Here is a 16882-nt window from a genome sequence, read left to right as displayed (position 1 = left end):
TTTCTGCTATGAGAAAAATTCAGCTGCTCCCTTTCTTTGTTTCAGCATTCATAGTGCTGGCATCAGGTTGTGTTAAAAACGATATTGAAGATCTCGAAAATAACGAGAAAAAGATAATCAGTAAATACCTGGCTGATCATAATATTACTGAGGATAAAAAAACAGAAGGAGGTATTTATTTTATTGAGAATAAGGCCGGAACCGGCGTGACTCCTGGAAAAGACAATTATGTGGTTATTAATTATGTCGGAAGGTATCTTGAGGATGGTGTGATCCGTGAGACCAGCTACGATTCGTTAAAAGCCGACTGGCCTCTCTCGGGTATTTTCAAATATTATTTATACGGACCAATTAAAATGATGTACGGTTACAGTATGCCGGGCATCAACGAAGCGCTTTCGCTTATGAAGGAAGGCGGCAAAGCTACCGTAATACTGCCATCAGATAAGGCTAACTACGATTATAAGCCTCTTGTTTATGAGCTTGAATTGCTTAAAGTCATAAAAGACCCTGAAGCTTTTGATGATTCTACAATGTATCTTTATGTTCAGGAAAATTATAGTGAGGGAACGCAAATTGGTGATACCACGCTCTGGTATAAGATCACAGAAGCTTCAACAGCAATCGATTCTTTCGGCAGCGGGGATTCGATTTATTTTAATTATACAGGACGGATCGTGGATGCCTATGGGAGCACCATAGTGGCAAATCGTGTTTTTGATTCGAATGCCGAAAAAGGAATATCGAGATATAAACCCGGGATGAGAACCCCTACCAATATGATGCTGTTTCCAAACGGTTTAAAGGTAGCTTTTGATTCAATCCGATTCCAAAACCACAGTAAGGTTTCCATTGCGATTGGAAATTCAATGGCTTACGGCAAAACAGGATATGTATATCCAACTCAGAATTACACTGTAGTGCCTGTTTACCAAAGTCTTATCTATGATATTGAAGTCGTGGATATCAAGCAGGGACAATAACTAAGCCAGGAAAATAAATACGGCCGGCAGTTTTTTTAAATCTCCGGGGGGTTGTTTAATCCACTCACCGATTGTCTTTGTGCGGATCCATTCATTTTCAAGGGTCAGATTCACCGCTATGCAAAGTCTGGTTTCATGTCTAAGGGTGCTGAGTAATGATTCCACCAGGTGATTATTGCGATAAGGGGCTTCAATGAAAATTTGCGATTGGTTTTCAGCTGCCGATCTTTTCTCAAAATGCCTGATCCTGGCGATTCTTTCATTTGGTTTCTGTGGAAGATATCCGTTAAAGGCAAATTGCTGACCATTGAGGCCGGATGCCATAAGGGCAAGCATAAGCGAAGAGGGGCCTGAAAGCGGAATAACTTCCATACCTAATCTGAAGGCTTCTGAAACAAGCATATTTCCAGGATCTGCCACACCCGGTAACCCGGCTTCAGAAATCAAACCAAGGTCAGCTGAACCTGAATCCGAAAAAATAAAAGGAATGTCGCGGGGAGGAGTGTGTTCATTCAATAAATAAAAAGCAGCCTGCTGAATATTCTGATAGCCGCAACGGATCAGAAAACGCCTCACCGTTTTTTCTTCTTCTGCCACAAAATGGGTTAATCCGCGGATGATTCCGCGGTTATAAACCGGAATTACTTTATCGATATCTGAATCACCCAGCGTTGAAGGAATCAGATACAACTTTCTTTTTACCCCAGGCTCCATTATTTTTTTTCTAAATATAATTAAACCTTATGCATGAAAAGGTCAAATTGGCTGTTTAAATCTTAACCTGAAAGGCTTTTTTTACGTACAATCCGGGCACACATTTTTACTTTATTTACCTGACATTACTCTATTACGGTCGTGATCAAGGCTTTCTATTTTTTAGCAGGAATTGTTTTTTCAGCCATTCTGGCCTTGATTGTTTATTTAGTTGCATCGTACTACCGTCGCAACACAAAGAATAAAGATCATGAAGCTCTGGTTTCAGTTCAGAATGAGAGGAAGCAGCTCCGAACCCTTGTGGATACTATTCCTGACCTGATTTTTATCAAAGACCGGCAAAGCAGGTTTACCCTGGCAAACGCCAAAGTGGCTATGGTAATGGGCACAACACCTGAAAACCTTATCGGTAAAACCGATTTTGATTTCTATTCTGAAAATATGGCCTCGGCATTTTATGCTGACGAGCAGAAGATCATGGATACCGGCCTTCCGATGATCAATTTCGAAGAGAATGCCCTGGATGAATATGGAAATCGTATTATTCGGGCAACAACAAAGGTTCCGGTCAGAAATGATGATGGAACCATAATAGGACTGGCAGGAATATGCCGTGATATTTCAAAATTGAAAAACATTGAAAACCAGTTGCGGAAGAAGTCTGAGGATCTTCAGGAAACCAACCGCCTGCTCGAAAACAGGCAAAAAGAGATATTAATTCAGTCGGAAGAGCTTGCCGAACAAACGCAAAACCTGCTCATGATCAATGCCGAGCTCGAACGGCTGAATCGTACAAAGGACAAATTTTTCTCGATCATTGCCCACGATCTCCGGAATCCCTTCAATGCCATCATAGGATTCAGTGAATTGCTCAGGCATGATTATTATGAAATGGATAATCAGCATAAACTGAGTGTTCTTGAACTAATCAGTGTTTCCTCACACACTGCTTTTAACCTTCTTGAAAACCTGCTGGAATGGGCAAGAACCCAAACCGACAATATAAATTTCAAGCCGGAGAACTTTGATCTTGGCGAAATTGCTCAGACTGTCGTTGATCTTAACTGTGGCATGGCTTTAAAAAAGGGCATCATTCTTAAAAACGAAGTCTCAGAGGAAATTCATGTTCATGCTGACAAAAATATGATAAACACGGTTTTGAGAAATCTTGTAAGCAATGCCATAAAGTTCTCAAACCCGAGCGGTGAGATTGTCATTTCAGTGAAGCCGAATAAAGAGCTTGTTGAAGTGAATGTGAGCGATAATGGAATCGGGATGGACCGTGAAAGCCTGAATAAGCTGTTCAGGATTGATACCTATTATTCAACGGCCGGTACAATGGGTGAATCGGGAACAGGACTTGGACTGATTATTTGCAAGGAGTTTATCGAAAAGAACAATGGCCGAATTAAAGCAAACAGTGAAAAAGGTTCAGGGACTACGATAACGTTTACTCTGAATCCGTCAAAACTGAATTAGTTGCCCCTGTCAAGCCTGAACAGCGAAGCCGGAGTTCCGGGTTGTATCAGGGTAAATGCTTCCGAAGAAACATATATTTGTCCGTTCAATATCATTATGCCTTCCGTTTGAGTGAAAAGCATATCGAAATCGGTTCGTGATACATGGTCAAAATTCAGTGTTTCCGTATTAAAGCCGGTGAATTGCCATATAACCGGGGTCAGACTTTCGGTATAGCCGGCCAGGTAAAGATCACCTGCAGATCCTGAATAGCAGGCAGAAGTAACCAATGCTCCTACATTCCATTCTTTCTTGAGCATAGCCGTCTGTAACCCGGGTGCGATGGAAAGAGTGTATAACCGGGTTTTATTATCGATCCAGTCCTTGCTGAAAAGGACAATCGTACTTTCAGTTGCTATAAATCCTTCGCAGTCGAAATTGGTGTTATTATTTCCCTGGGCCGAAAAATCGGATTGATCTTCATATGAAAAATTGATTACCCCTTCCGGCTCCACAGTATCGTTTGCAATGACATCATCCTTACGGATTATATAAATTCGAAGATCAGTACGGTTTCCTGCTGCATTGTTTCCAAAATCACCGATAAATACATACTGATTGTTTTGAGTGATATCCTCCCAGTCGGTATTATGGGCGCTGTGGATATGGACAGTTCTTTTTACCTCGTTATCCTGTGTGCTGTAACCATACATGGCCGAGTCATTTCCACTGTCGTTTATAAACCATATGAGATCGCCGAATGAAGTCATTCCCGAGTTTTCATCGAGTACCGATGGCAGCACTTTTTCGGTAAGCAGCTCCGGATTCCTCTGGGGAGGATCTTCCCTTGGAATGCACGACAAAGTAATTAAAATCAATCCGGTCAGCAGCATAGTTTTCATAGGCTTATATAATACTACATCAGGTGTAACATTCAGTATGGCCTATTGTTCTTTATTATTCAGAAGCCAAACAGAAGTTTCATTTTATCAAATATTTCAGTGTTCTCCTGGAAACCCTGAAATAACCTTGATCCCGGACCATATGCAAATACAGGTACCATAACTCCGGTATGATCGGTGAGGGCAAATTTTGCAGAAACCTTTCCTTCTTTAAAGCTGCCTCCGGTTAAAGCCATACCTCCGGTTTCATGATCGGCAGTGACAATAATAAGAGTGTTCTGATACAAACGGGCATAATCAAGGGCAGCCCCGATTGCCCTGTCAAAATCAATGACCTCCTGGGCAACAAAATCAGTATTGTTGGCATGTCCTCCGAAATCAATTTCCGACCCTTCCACCATCAGGAAAAATCCTTTTTTATTTTTGCTCAAAAGATTAATCGCTGTTTGAGTGGCCGTTATAAGCATTTCGCGGTTGCGGCCTTGCAGAATCGACGGATTGTGGTCAGGTGCTGTTAATCCGGCAAGCTTTCCCTGTCTGACTCCCCGGATACTGTCCATTGAAAACATAACCTGGTAGCCTTTATCACGCAGTTCCTGCACAAGATTCCGTTTATCTTTCCTTAGCGTAAAATTATTTCTGCCTCCGCCAATAAACACATCAATATCTGTTTTAAGGAAATCAGCGGCAATTCCCTCGTAATCATTTCTTGAATTGCTGTGTGCAATGAATGAAGCAGGAGTTGCATGTGTAATGGCGCTTGTGGAAACAAGACCAGTTGAAAGTCCCGCTTGCTCGGCATATTCAAGAATTGTTTTAAGCGATGCAGAATCCGGTCCCACACCAATTGCACCGTTGTATGTTTTAACACCGGTCGACAATGCGGTGGCTCCTGCTCCGGAGTCGGTAATATAACCAAAGGCGGGTTGTGTTTTACTGAAACCTATGTTTCGGAAAGAAAGAAGGTTCAGTCTTCCGTAATTTACCGTTAACCCCGATTGTATCTGGGCCAGACCCATTCCGTCGCCAATAAAGAGTATGATATTTTTAGGCATGTCCTCTTTATGAACTCTAATAGTCTCCTGGCAGTAACTCATTGAAAAAGAAAGCAATCCTAAAATCAGCAAATACCCTCTTAAGTTTTTTACGTTCATCTTTTAAAATTTAGCAAATTGAAATATTCTGTAAAATTATACTTTTGTATCTATTGAGAACCGGTGAATAGTATGAAAAAATATAAATGCACAATCTGTGGCTACATTTACGATCCTCTCGAAGGTGATCCTGATGGCGGAGTGATGCCCGGAACCCTTTTTGAGGAAATACCTGACGACTGGATCTGTCCGGTTTGCGGTGTCACCAAAGCTGACTTTGAACCTGCAGATTAATTTTCCGTTTTAACATTCTTCAGCACATCAAGCAGCAACAGCCAGAACTTTTCGGTTGTTGAAATACTTATTCTTTCTGAAGGCGAATGAGGATCTACAATGGTCGGACCAAATGAAATCATATCCAGGTAAGGATATTTTTCAAGGAACAAACCGCATTCCAGACCGGCATGAATAGCTTTTACTGCCGGATTTACATTGAATAGCTTTTTATAACTGGTTTCAGTTATTTTAAGAATTGCTGAATCAGGATTGGGGTTCCATCCGGGGTATCCGTCAGTTTGTTCAACCTGTGCACCGGCCAGTTTAAAAGTACTTCTCACTGTATTGGCGATTTGCATACGGGCAGAATTAACCGAACTACGCTGACTCGTGCCGATGACAATCCGGTTCATTCCTTCGAATTTAACAGAAGCCAGGTTGGTTGATGTTTCAACCAGATTTTCCATTACCCTGCTCCATGAAACCACTCCGTGAGGACAAGCATAAAGCGAGTTAAGAAGTTTCTCCATTACTTTTTTCTTCAGCACTTTTTCGGGAAGTATAGCCGGATCCATTGTGATCTTAATGTTTGGCTCATCAACCATGTATTCCCTTTTCAGAATCCGTCCATAATCATGGAAATATCCGGTAAAAACATCTTTATAATCCTCAGGAACGGTAATAACCGCATAGGCTTCACGGGGTATGGCGTTCCGGAGGTTGCCACCTTCAAAAACCGAAAGCCTTGCGCCGAACCTGTTCCTTGACTCCCACAGGAACTGGTTCAGAATTTTAATCGAATTTCCCCTGTTTTTATGGATATCGGTTCCCGAATGGCCACCCTGAAGTCCGGAAACCTGGATTTTAAAAGCAACCGACTTCTCAGGTGTTCTTCTTACATTATATTTAATGGTGGCTATTGTATTCATTCCACCCGCGCACCCGATAAAAAGTTCGCCTTCATCCTCTGAGTCGAGGTTTATTAAAATTTTACTAGTAATAAAACCTTCAGATAATCCCTTGGCGCCGTTAAGTCCTCTTTCTTCGTCTATAGTGAAAAGGCATTCAACCGGTCCGTGCTGAATAGAGTCATCAGAAAGTAAAGCAAGCTGGGCGGCAATTCCTATGCCGTTGTCAGCACCCAGTGTTGTGCCGTTTGCCTTAAGCCAGTCACCGTCAACCAGTGTTTCAATCGGGTCTGTTTCAAAATTATGGTTGCTGTCGCTGTTTTTCTCGCATACCATATCGAGATGGCTCTGCAGGCAAACCGATGAACGGTTTTCAAAACCGGGTGAGGCTGGTTTTTTGATCACTACATTCCCAAGATCATCTTTTTTGTATTCAAGATTATGCTTTGTGGCAAATCCTGTCACATATTCAATCATTTTTTCTTCTTTGCCTGAAGGACGGGGAATTTTGGTTATTTCATCGAAATATTTCCACACTGATTCCGGTTGAAGGGCGTTAAGTTGACTCATGAATTAATTTATAATAGGTTACCGATCAAATATAAAATATATTTCCTTAAAAATTTATGTCTTTAGGCAATGGATAATTAACACCGCTTGTTTCAGCATGTTTTCAAAATAGCTTTAATTTTATACTTTCGCACACTTAAGTCAAAACATGATCACATTTGACCTTGTATTGGTATTTGTAGTGCTATTGTTTATTCTGATTTCTTTATATTGGAATTTACTGGGTACTTCATTTACTTTTCTGGTAGGAGTTATAACGCTGGGCATTTTTGGAGTGCTTACACCTTCCGAAATTATAAGTGGTTTCGGAAATGAACAGGTGGCGGTGGTAATCCTTATGCTCCTCTTCAGCGATGTGATTAAAAAAACGGATATCATTGAATTTTCATTTGATCGTTTGTTCAGGAAAGTAAGGACCTACAGGGGTTTTATAGGTCGCATGGTGCTCGCGGTTTCCGGTTTTTCAATGTTTCTGAACAACACCCCGCTTGTGGCTGTCATGATGCCTTATGTGAACAGCTGGACACGCAGAAATAACTTTGCTCCTTCCAAATTTCTGATTCCATTATCATATGCTTCAATCCTGGGTGGATCGGCTACTTTGATCGGTACGTCAACAAACCTGATTGTGAACAGCATGGTTATTGACCAGAAGATCATGCCGGGTCTGAAAGCCCTTAATCTTTTTGAATTTGCATGGGTTGGAATACCGATGATGATCCTGGGTTGGCTTTATCTTGTTTTATTTGGCAACAAACTATTGCCTTCACGCAAAACCTATGAGGATGACCTTACTTCAGGGAGAGAATATGTGGTTGAAGCTAAAGTAAAGGTTCGTTCCCATCTGATTGGCAAATCAGTGAATGAGTCGGGTTTACTTGACATAAAAGGACTCGCTCTTACGGCAGTTATCAGGAAATCAATTACAATAATAGAGGTACCCGGTGATGTGATCCTCGACCAGGGCGATGTACTTGTTTTCAAAGGTGAAACGCACAATATAGCCGACCTTCTGAGCGCCAAATCGGGTTTGGTACTTCCTGAAGTCGGTATGCTGAGCCGTCTCAGTCGTGCCAATGTTAACGAGGTAGTTGTTTCGCAGAATTCATCTCTTATCAATAAATCAGTCCGTGATTCAGATTTCAGGGGCAAGTATGACGCTGCAATTATAGCTGTTCACAGGAATGGTGAACGCATAGAAGGCAAACCGGGCGGGGTGGTGCTTAAAGCCGGCGATGTACTGCTCTTGTTTGCAGGAGAGAATTTTCTGAGCCGTTCAAAAGATTCATTTGATTTCTATTTCATCACAAGGGTAACTGAATATCTCAACCTTGAATGGTATAAAACCCTTATCCTTTTAGGGGGAATAACCGGTGTGATAACCCTGGCTGCCCTGAATGTGATCTCACTGTTCATGGGACTGATCATCATGATCCTGATATCCATGCTGCTCAAAGTCACCAATCCCAAGGAAATTCCCAACACTATCGATTATAACCTCGCGCTTGTAATTGTAATGTCTCTTGCCCTGGGAACGGCCATGATAAAATCGGGTGCTGCCGATCTTGTTGCCAACCTTGTGATTTCAGCCTTTCTGCCTTTCGGTAAAATAGGTGTTCTTCTCGGAATTTATGCCATTACTGCATTACTGGCAGCGTATATTACAACAAAGGCCGCTGTAGCGATCGTTTTCCCCATAGCACTTACAGTTGCACAGTTACTCGACGTAACCGGAACACCCTTTGTGCTTGCAGTGGCATATGCTTCGGCCTGCACTTTTATGACACCTCATGGCTACGTAACCAACCTCATGGTTTATGGTCCCGGCGGGTATTCATTCAGGGATTTTATGAAAATAGGACTGCCACTCACGCTGGTCTATATGATCGTGGCAGTTGTTATTCTTTCCCTTGTTTATTTCTGAAGCATTTTTCCGTAAATACGGTATCTTTTCTTTACCTGGCCACCCAGCTTTTCGTATTCAGCCCTCATTTTCGTATTGGTTTCAAGGACCAGGTGGCTGTCGATCAGTTCGAACTTCTGTTTCTGTGCCGATTCAAGCATTTTAAATCCCAGGAGTGCGTCAATGCCATTGTTCCTGTAATCTTCGCGAATAGCTCCTAACAACATGGTCAGGTATTTCGTGCGGAATGATTCACGGACAATCTTAATGAATCCTGCAGGAAATAGTTTTCCTTTGGCCTTTCGTATCCCGATACTTATTTCAGGCATTGCCAGGGCAAAGGCAATGAGTTCATCCTTTTCATTATATATTATTTTAACGAACCGGGGATTGATAATGGCTATATAACGGTTTGCAAAATAATCGATTTCTTTGTCCGACAAAGGACTAAAACCATAGATGGGCGCATAGGTCTGGTTGATCAGCTCAAAAACCGGCCTTATATATGGCCTTAACGTAATGCGGCTTTTGAATTCTTTGAGCTTGAAGTTATTATTGTCAAGTGAACGCTTATAAATTGACTTGTAAAAAACAGGGATCTCTTTAGGCACCGGAATAATGTAATCTACGCAGTCGATATCTTTCACATATCCGCACTGTTGCATCAGTTCAGGCATGTAATCAAGACTGTAATTCGTGGCTATCACTACCGGTTCATCAAAACCTTCTACCATAAAGCCCTGCGGATCTTTATCCGAAAAGCCGAATGGGCCGATTACCTTTTCCATGCCCCTTTCTCTGCACCAATCCTCAATTTTAGTAATAAGCGCTGAAGCGATTTCAACATCATTATAACACTCAAGTGCAAAAAAGCGTCCGTAATTCTCGTTATGAATTTTATTGTATTTATGGTTGATAATTCCCATAATGCGCCCTACCGGCTCGTCATTCCGGTATGCAAGGCAGAGGATTGTATCACAAGCGCTGAAAAAACGGTTTTTGGCGGGATTGTAAAAATCCCATTCATCAAAATACAAAGGATATACCCAGGTCTTGTGATTCGAATGTATCTTTTCCGGCAGGTAGATAAAAGTCCGAAGTTCCTTTTTTGTCAGGACTTCTTTAATTGTAACTGGCATCCGGTTATATTATTTGGCTTGCCAGCAGCATCTGACAGGTGAGAAAGCCTTATCTTCCTTAGCCAGCTGCTTTATCGCTTTTTCAACTTCTTTTTTATCCACAGCTGCAAGTTCAGCAATTTCACCAGCTCTTAATGGTTTGTTTGCCTTTTGCATCACTGAATATACCTTGTCTTTTATATCCATGGCTTTCTTTTTGATTTTAAAGTTAAAAAATGAATTTATATTTGTGCCACAATATAATAAAAATGCTGGTTATAGAAGATATATTATCTGCGCAAATAAAGAATGCCGTTCTGTATCTGTATGGTACTGATTGCCTTTCTTCACAAATTCAATTGCAAAAAACAAGAAAAGAATTCGAAGGGGATATTACGCTTGTTGTTTTTCCTTTGCTTAAGGTATCTAAAAAGTCACCGGATATTACAGCTTCTGAAATTGGCACATACATTAACGAACATTGCCAGGAGATTATAAAATTCAATGTGGTCAAAGGATTCCTGAACATGGTTGTAAGCAGCAGGTACTACCTTGACTTTCTGAATGAAATGGGTGTTAAACCCGGCTTTGGTTTTTCACCGGTTCAGGAGAATTCTCCTTCGATCATGGTGGAGTATTCTTCCCCAAATACCAACAAGCCTCTGCATTTGGGCCATATAAGAAATAACCTCCTTGGATATGCGGTGAGCAACATATTGCACGCATCGGGTAAACGTGTTTTTAAAACCAACCTTGTAAACGACAGGGGGATTCATATTTGCAAGTCAATGCTGGCCTGGCAAAAGTGGGGTAACGGCGAAACTCCCGAAACATCAGGCAAAAAGGGCGACCACCTGGTTGGCGATTATTATGTAAGATTTGATAAGGAATATAAAAAGCAGATCAGTGAGCTTGTTGCTGGAGGCATGAAACCTGAAGAAGCCGAAAAGAAGGCCGCACTGATACTCGATGCCCAGGAAATGCTCAGAAAGTGGGAGGCTGGCGACAAAGAAGTCCATGAGTTATGGGAGATGATGAACAACTGGGTTTATAAAGGCTTCAATGAAACGTACAAGAGACTCGGCGTAAGTTTTGATAAAATATATTATGAGTCGGAAACCTGGGTTCACGGTAAAAAGGCCGTTCTTGACGGATTAGAAAAAGGTGTTTTTGTAAAACATGACGATGGATCGGTGTGGGCTGATCTCAGGGATAAAGGACTTGATGAAAAAGTATTGCTCAGGTCAGACGGAACTTCGGTTTATATGACCCAGGATATTGGAACTGCACAGGTTCGCCAGCAGGAATACAAACCCGGCAGAATGGTCTATGTTGTGGGAAACGAACAGAATTATCATTTTAAGGTATTGTCTATTGTGCTTGACATGCTTGGCTTCCCGTGGGCCAAATCGCTGTATCACCTTTCGTATGGCATGGTAGAGCTTCCCGAGGGTAAAATGAAATCGCGTGAAGGAACTGTTGTGGATGCGGATGACCTGATGGACGAAATGACTGGCACAGCAAGGGAAATGTCGAAAGAACTCGGTAAACTCGAGGGCCTTAACGAAACGGAAAAAGAAGATATTTTCAGAATGATCGGGCTGAGTGCACTGAAGTACTATATGCTGAAGGTTGACCCGGTAAAGAATATGCTTTTTGATCCCAGGGAATCCATTGATTTTGATGGGAATACAGGCCCCTTTATACAATATACCTATACAAGAATACGATCGGTTTTCAGAAAAGCATCTGAAATGGGTCTTGAAATTCCGGTGAGTTGTAAACCGGATCTTGAACTGAATCCAAAGGAGAAGAGCCTACTCAGGTACATTCATGATTTCCCGGCTATAGTTGTTGATGCAGGCGATACATTCAATCCCTCGCTGATCGCAAACTTTATATATGACCTGGTGAAGGAATACAACCAGTTCTACCATGATTATTCGATTCTTAAAGAGGAAAACAGGGATACCAGGGATATGCGGCTTGTATTGTCAGCAGTTGTTGCCGACATCGTAAAAAGAGCGATGGAATTGCTGGGTATTGAAATGCCCGAGAGAATGTAGTAATTTAGCGAATTAGCTTTTTAGGGGCTTAGGGGCTTAGGAAATTTGGAAGTTCAGAAGTTTAAAGTTCAGAGGTTCAAAAAAAAGAAATAGAAATATAAAATATAATTAATACTAATATTAACTAACAGACTAACAGACTAACAGACTATTAGCCTAATTGCCTAATAGCCTAATAGCCTAATAGTCTAACAGCCTAACAGACTTAACAGATGTTCGACAATTTATCCGACCGGCTGGAACGGTCATTTAAGATACTAAAAGGTGAAGGAAGAATCACCGAGATCAATGTTGCTGAAACGCTGAAAGAAATCCGGCGTGCACTTCTTGATGCCGATGTAAACTATAAGATTGCCAAGACATTTACCGATAATGTTAAGCAACAGGCGCTGGGACAAAAGATTCTGACTTCGGTTAAGCCGGGGCAGATGATGGTAAAAATCGTTCATGATGAGCTCACGAGCCTGATGGGCGGTGCAAACGAAGACATCAACATGAAGGGCAATCCTGCAGTCATACTGATTGCAGGTCTCCAGGGTTCCGGTAAAACCACTTTCTCGGCTAAACTGGCGAGTCATCTTAAACATAAGCGGGGCAAAAACCCCATAATGATTGCCGGTGACGTATATCGTCCTGCTGCCATTGAACAGTTGAAAGTATTGGGACAGCAGGTTTCTGTTCCTGTATACACTGAAGAAGGCAACCAGGATCCGGTTAAAATTGCGCTGGCCGGTGTTAAAGAAGCAAAAAGGCTTGGGTATGATCTTGTAATCATTGATACGGCAGGACGACTGGCCATCGATGAGCAGATGATGAACGAGATTGCATCGGTGAAAAAAAATGTGGATCCGCAGGAAATCCTGTTTGTTGTTGATTCCATGACCGGTCAGGATGCTGTGAACACAGCGAAGGAATTCAATAACCGGCTCGATTTCGATGGAGTGGTTCTTACAAAGCTTGATGGCGATACCCGTGGCGGTGCCGCACTTTCCATCCGCTCAGTGGTTGATAAGCCTATTAAATTCGTAAGTGCCGGGGAAAAACTCGAGTCAATAGAACTGTTCCATCCCCAACGTATGGCAGACAGGATACTGGGCATGGGGGATATTGTGACCCTTGTGGAAAAAGCCCAGGAACAGTTTGATGTGGAAGAAGCCCGGAAAATTCAGAAAAAAATTGCAAAAGACCAGTTCACCTTTACTGATTTTCTCAGCCAGATTCAGCAGATAAAAAAGATGGGAAATATAAAGGAACTGGCCAGCATGATTCCAGGAGTAGGAAAGGCTTTGAAAAACCTGGATATGGATGATGATGCCTTTAAGGGAATTGAGGCCATCATTTATTCAATGACACAGGTAGAAAGGAATAATCCTGAGATTCTTAACGGTACCAGACGGAAAAGAATTGCTGACGGAAGCGGAACCAGCATTCAGGAAGTGAACCGCCTGGTGAAACAGTTCGATGAAACACGAAAACTGATGAAGATGATCACAACAAATAAAAATCCGATGCGCATGATGGGCAATATGCCCGGACTCCGCGGAAAATAAATAACACCTATCACAATGCAACTCATCGACGGAAAAAAAATCGCATCCGACATCAAAGCGGAAATTGCTGCCGAAGTCATAAGACTTAAAGAACAGGGACTCAAAACACCGCATCTTGCAGCAGTGCTGGTTGGCCATGACGGTGCAAGTGAAACTTATGTGGCCGGTAAGGTCAAATCCTGTGCTGAAGTGGGTTTTAAGTCAACCCTCATTCGTTATGAAGAGGATGTGACCGAGGAAAAGTTGCTTGAGACCGTTCACAAATTGAATGATGATGCGGATATTGATGGTTTCATTGTGCAACTGCCTCTTCCGAAACATATTTCCGAGCAGAAGGTAATTGAAGCCATTGATCCGAAAAAAGATGTTGATGGTTTTCATCCAGTCAATGTAGGCCGTATGATTCTTGGTCTTCCATGTTTCGTTTCTGCAACTCCTGCAGGGATCATGGACCTGATTGAACGCTATAACATACCCACATCCGGTAAAAATTGCGTCGTGGTAGGAAGGAGTAACATTGTCGGGAAACCTGTAAGTATACTTATGTCCCTTAAAGCCTATCCCGGCGATGCCACGGTAACCATGTGCCATAGCCGGACAAAAAACCTTGACAATATAATCCGCCAGGCGGATATAATTATTGCGGCACTTGGCAAAGCCGAATTTGTAAGAGCCGATATGGTTAAAGAAGGAGCCGTTGTAATTGACGTAGGCATTACGCGGGTTCCTTCAGATAAAACCAAATCGGGATGGAAGCTTATCGGGGATGTTAAATTTGATGAAGTGGCTCCTAAATGCAGTTTCATAACGCCGGTTCCGGGTGGAGTAGGGGTTATGACTGTTGTTTCATTGTTGAAAAATACACTCAAAGCTGCGAAAAAGGAAATTTACGGCTAATGAAATTCAGGTCGCTTCTATACCTGCTGGCTGTTCTTTTGCTGGTCATTGATGGATGCAGGAAAAACAGCGATATTGAGGAACAACGCTATTTATGGTCCACTGAAGCGCCACTGACGATCCCATACCGATTAAGAATTCAGCGGTTTGAAAAGGGGAATCTCCTGAGAAACCCGTCATTTGAAACCGGCAAGCTTTATAAACTCGACAGCCTCAAAACATCATTTGCCATTGACGGCTGGCAGCAAACAGGGGAACATGTATATTGGGTCGATACTCTGGCTGACAGTCTTTTCAGTGAGGATGAGGCATTTTCAGGTTACAGGGCGGTTAAAATCGAGCGAACATCAGCATTGGAAACCGATCTGCAGGGTGAAGGCATATTAAGCGATTACATCAAGGTAATTCCCGGTAACTATAGTCTTTCACTTTATGCCCGTATGCAACATATCATACCGAACAGGGCCCGGTTGGGAATAAAAATGTTTGATTGCGTCGACATCAGTGTAAGGTATTACGACAGGAATAAGAATCTGATAAAACCGGCAATTAAATATCCTCATGAAAACCAGGTGATCGATGGTTCATTTAAATCACTTTCCCTGGCGAATTTTACATCGGTGGAAAACCTTGATTGGTGCAGGATAACAGGCAAAAGCCATTCCTTTCCTTTTCCGGACGGAGACATACCTACCGATGCGCATTTTGTTAAAATTTTCATAGGACTGAAAGGAACTGGCACATTATGGATTGACAGTGTTACTTTCAGATATACGGATAAGAATTTTTCGGTTGGAGAGAGAATGATTCATTACACAGATACGGCTTTTCATATTCGTGATATGGTACTTCCCACTCCTAAAAAGGTGAGCCGGCTTGAATCGGTAATCTTTTCAAAACCCGGGATGAATCCATATGAGCAGCCGGTTATTGTATATGCTGATGCATCATTGAAGGAAGAAGCCGGAATATTGAAAAAAGCCTTAACTGTCAACACCCTGGATAAGAATCAGGAAATAAATGTAATCACAGAGAATGTATCTCCGGAGCAGCTTAAAATGTCAAAACTTATTATCAGCATTGGAAAAACCGCCCTCTATAATCGTTTTATAAGTAAGCTTCCCACACAAGAAATTAAGGGAAAAAAGGAAGGTTATTATATTTATTCGCCACCGGAATCACCGAATATAATAATATTGGGGGCCAATTCGGAAGCAGGATTGAACTATGCCGTTTCTACCGCTGTGCAGTTGATTGATAAAACCAGGCCGATATTTCACAATGCCAGGATAATTGATTATCCTGATTTCACGGGTCGTTACTTTACATTTGAACCCGGATACTCTGGTAGATCTGTTGCAGAACAATACCAGTTCAAAACTGATCTCACCCGATATAAGATGAACGGAGCTATTACCCTGGATAGCAGTGATGCAGGTATGGTAAAATCAACTGATCCTTTTTTCTTCAGTTATACAGTAAGCAGGTATATGCCACCTGTATTTCCTGATGTCAGTCATGTTGCTCCTCATGGTGATTCAATTGGACATACCCCTCTGCATAAGGACGGATATATTTATCCCGATATTCTCAGCACTGAAGTAGTGGAACTTTTTAATCCTCACTTACAGTACTTTATTCCAGGAATGAAATTCTATACAGGCAGTTCATTTTTCAGCATAAATACTGATTTAGCGGATCTGAACCGATACAGACTGATATTTAGGTGGAAACCGGCTTTCTTTGATAATTCAATGCTCATGGCAACATCCTGGGCCGAATACAATGGCACCGATCCCTATTTCCCCGGGAAAGCCAGGCTTTTTAACCTTTTTGAGCCTTATGGAAATATTGATATCGAAGCGTTGTATAAAAATATTGACACCTCGGCTTTTGTAGTCAATCTCCCTCCTGCGTCCGAAATTGAGGTCATCCGGCTGGCAACGGCTGCTGATTTTTTATGGAATATGAATTCCTATTCAAAGGATTATTCGCTGTGGAAGGTTCTGGTGTCGCGTTATGGCCGGCAAACGGCCGTTAATCTGATCACCTATGCGGATAAATACAGCGTTCTGCTTGAAACCCTTTTAAAAATTGAAAATAATATACAGTCCGCAAAAAATATAAAGCAGGGCCAGATAACCATAACGGAACTCACTTCGGTAACCGCCCAGATAAGCGACGCCCTTGGCCAGCAGCACAGACTCATTCAGGAACTTCTCAGGCTAAATGCGGAATTAAGGAACAGGCTAAATAAGTCGTCATTGCGAGGAGCCAGATAAAGTATTGATCATAGCAGATAATATTATCGACGAAGCAATCTGCCGGCACAGGAAAGGCCTATCTGGCTCCTCGCCATGATGGACTCTTAAATTTTTTCCCCATAATCAAACCTTCCGATACTTTTTTACTATATTAGCCTCAATTCAATAAGGGGATATGT

General features: G+C 42.0%; 14 protein-coding genes. 8 read left to right on the top strand and 6 right to left on the bottom strand.

Annotation, left to right across the window (positions count from 1 at the left end; all coding sequences use genetic code 11):
- Positions 1-8: 8 nt before the first annotated feature.
- Complete coding sequence (locus VK179_00400) at positions 9-983, top strand: hypothetical protein (protein ID HLO57178.1); 975 nt, start codon at positions 9-11, stop codon at positions 981-983.
- On the opposite strand, the gene VK179_00395 is transcribed toward VK179_00400, so the two are convergent.
- A complete protein-coding gene (locus VK179_00395) occupies positions 984-1697 on the bottom strand; it encodes an SAM-dependent methyltransferase (GenBank protein HLO57177.1) in 714 nt (237 codons plus the stop codon).
- Positions 1698-1838: 141 nt separating this feature from the next.
- Here VK179_00395 and VK179_00390 point away from each other — a divergent pair, with 141 nt between their 5' ends.
- Positions 1839-3176 (top strand): PAS domain-containing sensor histidine kinase, encoded by a 1338-nt coding sequence (locus VK179_00390; GenBank protein HLO57176.1) that lies wholly within the window; start codon positions 1839-1841, stop codon positions 3174-3176.
- Here VK179_00390 and VK179_00385 read toward each other — a convergent pair.
- Together VK179_00385 and VK179_00380 are read right to left on the bottom strand one after the other, a co-directional pair.
- Entirely contained in the window at positions 3173-4057 is an 885-nt protein-coding gene (locus VK179_00385; GenBank protein ID HLO57175.1) for a hypothetical protein, read from the bottom strand. The two genes, VK179_00390 and VK179_00385, sit on opposite strands and share 4 nt — an antisense overlap.
- Positions 4058-4116: 59 nt before the next feature.
- Positions 4117-5211: an alkaline phosphatase gene (locus VK179_00380; GenBank protein HLO57174.1), complete on the bottom strand. Its 1095-nt coding sequence runs from the start codon at positions 5209-5211 to the stop codon at positions 4117-4119.
- A gap of 72 nt (positions 5212-5283) precedes the next feature.
- Between VK179_00380 and VK179_00375 the strand changes: the two genes are divergently transcribed.
- The gene (locus VK179_00375; GenBank protein ID HLO57173.1) at positions 5284-5445 is read left to right on the top strand and encodes a rubredoxin; all 162 of its coding nucleotides are present in this window, start codon (positions 5284-5286) and stop codon (positions 5443-5445) included.
- On the opposite strand, the gene VK179_00370 is transcribed toward VK179_00375, so the two are convergent.
- Positions 5442-6905 carry an aminoacyl-histidine dipeptidase gene (locus VK179_00370; GenBank protein ID HLO57172.1) on the bottom strand — a complete coding sequence of 488 codons (1464 nt, stop codon included), beginning with the start codon at positions 6903-6905 and terminating at the stop codon, positions 5442-5444. The genes VK179_00375 and VK179_00370 overlap by 4 nt on opposite strands.
- A gap of 148 nt (positions 6906-7053) precedes the next feature.
- On the opposite strand from VK179_00370, the gene VK179_00365 reads away from it, so the two are divergent.
- Entirely contained in the window at positions 7054-8829 is a 1776-nt protein-coding gene (locus tag VK179_00365) for an SLC13 family permease (protein HLO57171.1), read from the top strand.
- On the opposite strand, the gene VK179_00360 is transcribed toward VK179_00365, so the two are convergent.
- Together VK179_00360 and VK179_00355 are read right to left on the bottom strand one after the other, a co-directional pair.
- Entirely contained in the window at positions 8820-9947 is a 1128-nt protein-coding gene (locus VK179_00360; protein HLO57170.1) for a GNAT family N-acetyltransferase, read from the bottom strand. The two genes, VK179_00365 and VK179_00360, sit on opposite strands and share 10 nt — an antisense overlap.
- Positions 9948-9956: 9 nt before the next feature.
- A complete protein-coding gene (locus tag VK179_00355; GenBank protein HLO57169.1) occupies positions 9957-10133 on the bottom strand; it encodes a hypothetical protein in 177 nt (58 codons plus the stop codon).
- A gap of 29 nt (positions 10134-10162) precedes the next feature.
- Here VK179_00355 and argS point away from each other — a divergent pair, with 29 nt between their 5' ends.
- From argS to VK179_00335, 4 genes are all read left to right on the top strand, one after another.
- Positions 10163-11992 (top strand): arginine--tRNA ligase, encoded by a 1830-nt coding sequence (gene argS / locus VK179_00350; protein ID HLO57168.1) that lies wholly within the window; start codon positions 10163-10165, stop codon positions 11990-11992.
- A 212-nt stretch (positions 11993-12204) separates the two neighbouring features.
- A complete protein-coding gene (gene ffh / locus VK179_00345) occupies positions 12205-13542 on the top strand; it encodes a signal recognition particle protein (GenBank protein HLO57167.1) in 1338 nt (445 codons plus the stop codon).
- Positions 13543-13557: 15 nt separating this feature from the next.
- Positions 13558-14439, top strand: a complete 882-nt coding sequence (folD, locus tag VK179_00340; protein ID HLO57166.1) for a bifunctional methylenetetrahydrofolate dehydrogenase/methenyltetrahydrofolate cyclohydrolase FolD — start codon at positions 13558-13560, stop codon at positions 14437-14439.
- Positions 14439-16721 carry a hypothetical protein gene (locus VK179_00335; GenBank protein ID HLO57165.1) on the top strand — a complete coding sequence of 761 codons (2283 nt, stop codon included), beginning with the start codon at positions 14439-14441 and terminating at the stop codon, positions 16719-16721. Before folD ends, VK179_00335 begins: the two co-directional genes overlap by 1 nt.
- Positions 16722-16882: the final 161 nt, after the last annotated feature.

Source organism: Bacteroidales bacterium, assembly GCA_035299085.1.
Lineage (GTDB): Bacteria > Bacteroidota > Bacteroidia > Bacteroidales > UBA10428 > UBA5072.
The sequence above is the reverse complement of the archived record's forward strand: the minus strand, read 5'-3'. Positions and strand labels throughout refer to the sequence as shown.

What these genes read in the sequence shown, in the direction of transcription:
- VK179_00385 (HLO57175.1), bottom strand. Translation starts at nt 4,057, where the DNA reads ATGAAAACTATGCTGCTGACCGGATTGATTTTAATTACTTTGTCGTGC.
- VK179_00365 (HLO57171.1), top strand. Translation starts at nt 7,054, where the DNA reads ATGATCACATTTGACCTTGTATTGGTATTTGTAGTGCTATTGTTTATT.
- argS (HLO57168.1), top strand. Translation starts at nt 10,163, where the DNA reads ATGAATTTATATTTGTGCCACAATATAATAAAAATGCTGGTTATAGAA.
- folD (HLO57166.1), top strand. Translation starts at nt 13,558, where the DNA reads ATGCAACTCATCGACGGAAAAAAAATCGCATCCGACATCAAAGCGGAA.
- VK179_00395 (HLO57177.1), bottom strand. Translation starts at nt 1,697, where the DNA reads ATGGAGCCTGGGGTAAAAAGAAAGTTGTATCTGATTCCTTCAACGCTG.
- VK179_00335 (HLO57165.1), top strand. Translation starts at nt 14,439, where the DNA reads ATGAAATTCAGGTCGCTTCTATACCTGCTGGCTGTTCTTTTGCTGGTC.
- VK179_00360 (HLO57170.1), bottom strand. Translation starts at nt 9,947, where the DNA reads ATGCCAGTTACAATTAAAGAAGTCCTGACAAAAAAGGAACTTCGGACT.
- VK179_00380 (HLO57174.1), bottom strand. Translation starts at nt 5,211, where the DNA reads ATGAACGTAAAAAACTTAAGAGGGTATTTGCTGATTTTAGGATTGCTT.
- ffh (HLO57167.1), top strand. Translation starts at nt 12,205, where the DNA reads ATGTTCGACAATTTATCCGACCGGCTGGAACGGTCATTTAAGATACTA.
- VK179_00355 (HLO57169.1), bottom strand. Translation starts at nt 10,133, where the DNA reads ATGGATATAAAAGACAAGGTATATTCAGTGATGCAAAAGGCAAACAAA.
- VK179_00370 (HLO57172.1), bottom strand. Translation starts at nt 6,905, where the DNA reads ATGAGTCAACTTAACGCCCTTCAACCGGAATCAGTGTGGAAATATTTC.
- VK179_00375 (HLO57173.1), top strand. Translation starts at nt 5,284, where the DNA reads ATGAAAAAATATAAATGCACAATCTGTGGCTACATTTACGATCCTCTC.
- VK179_00400 (HLO57178.1), top strand. Translation starts at nt 9, where the DNA reads ATGAGAAAAATTCAGCTGCTCCCTTTCTTTGTTTCAGCATTCATAGTG.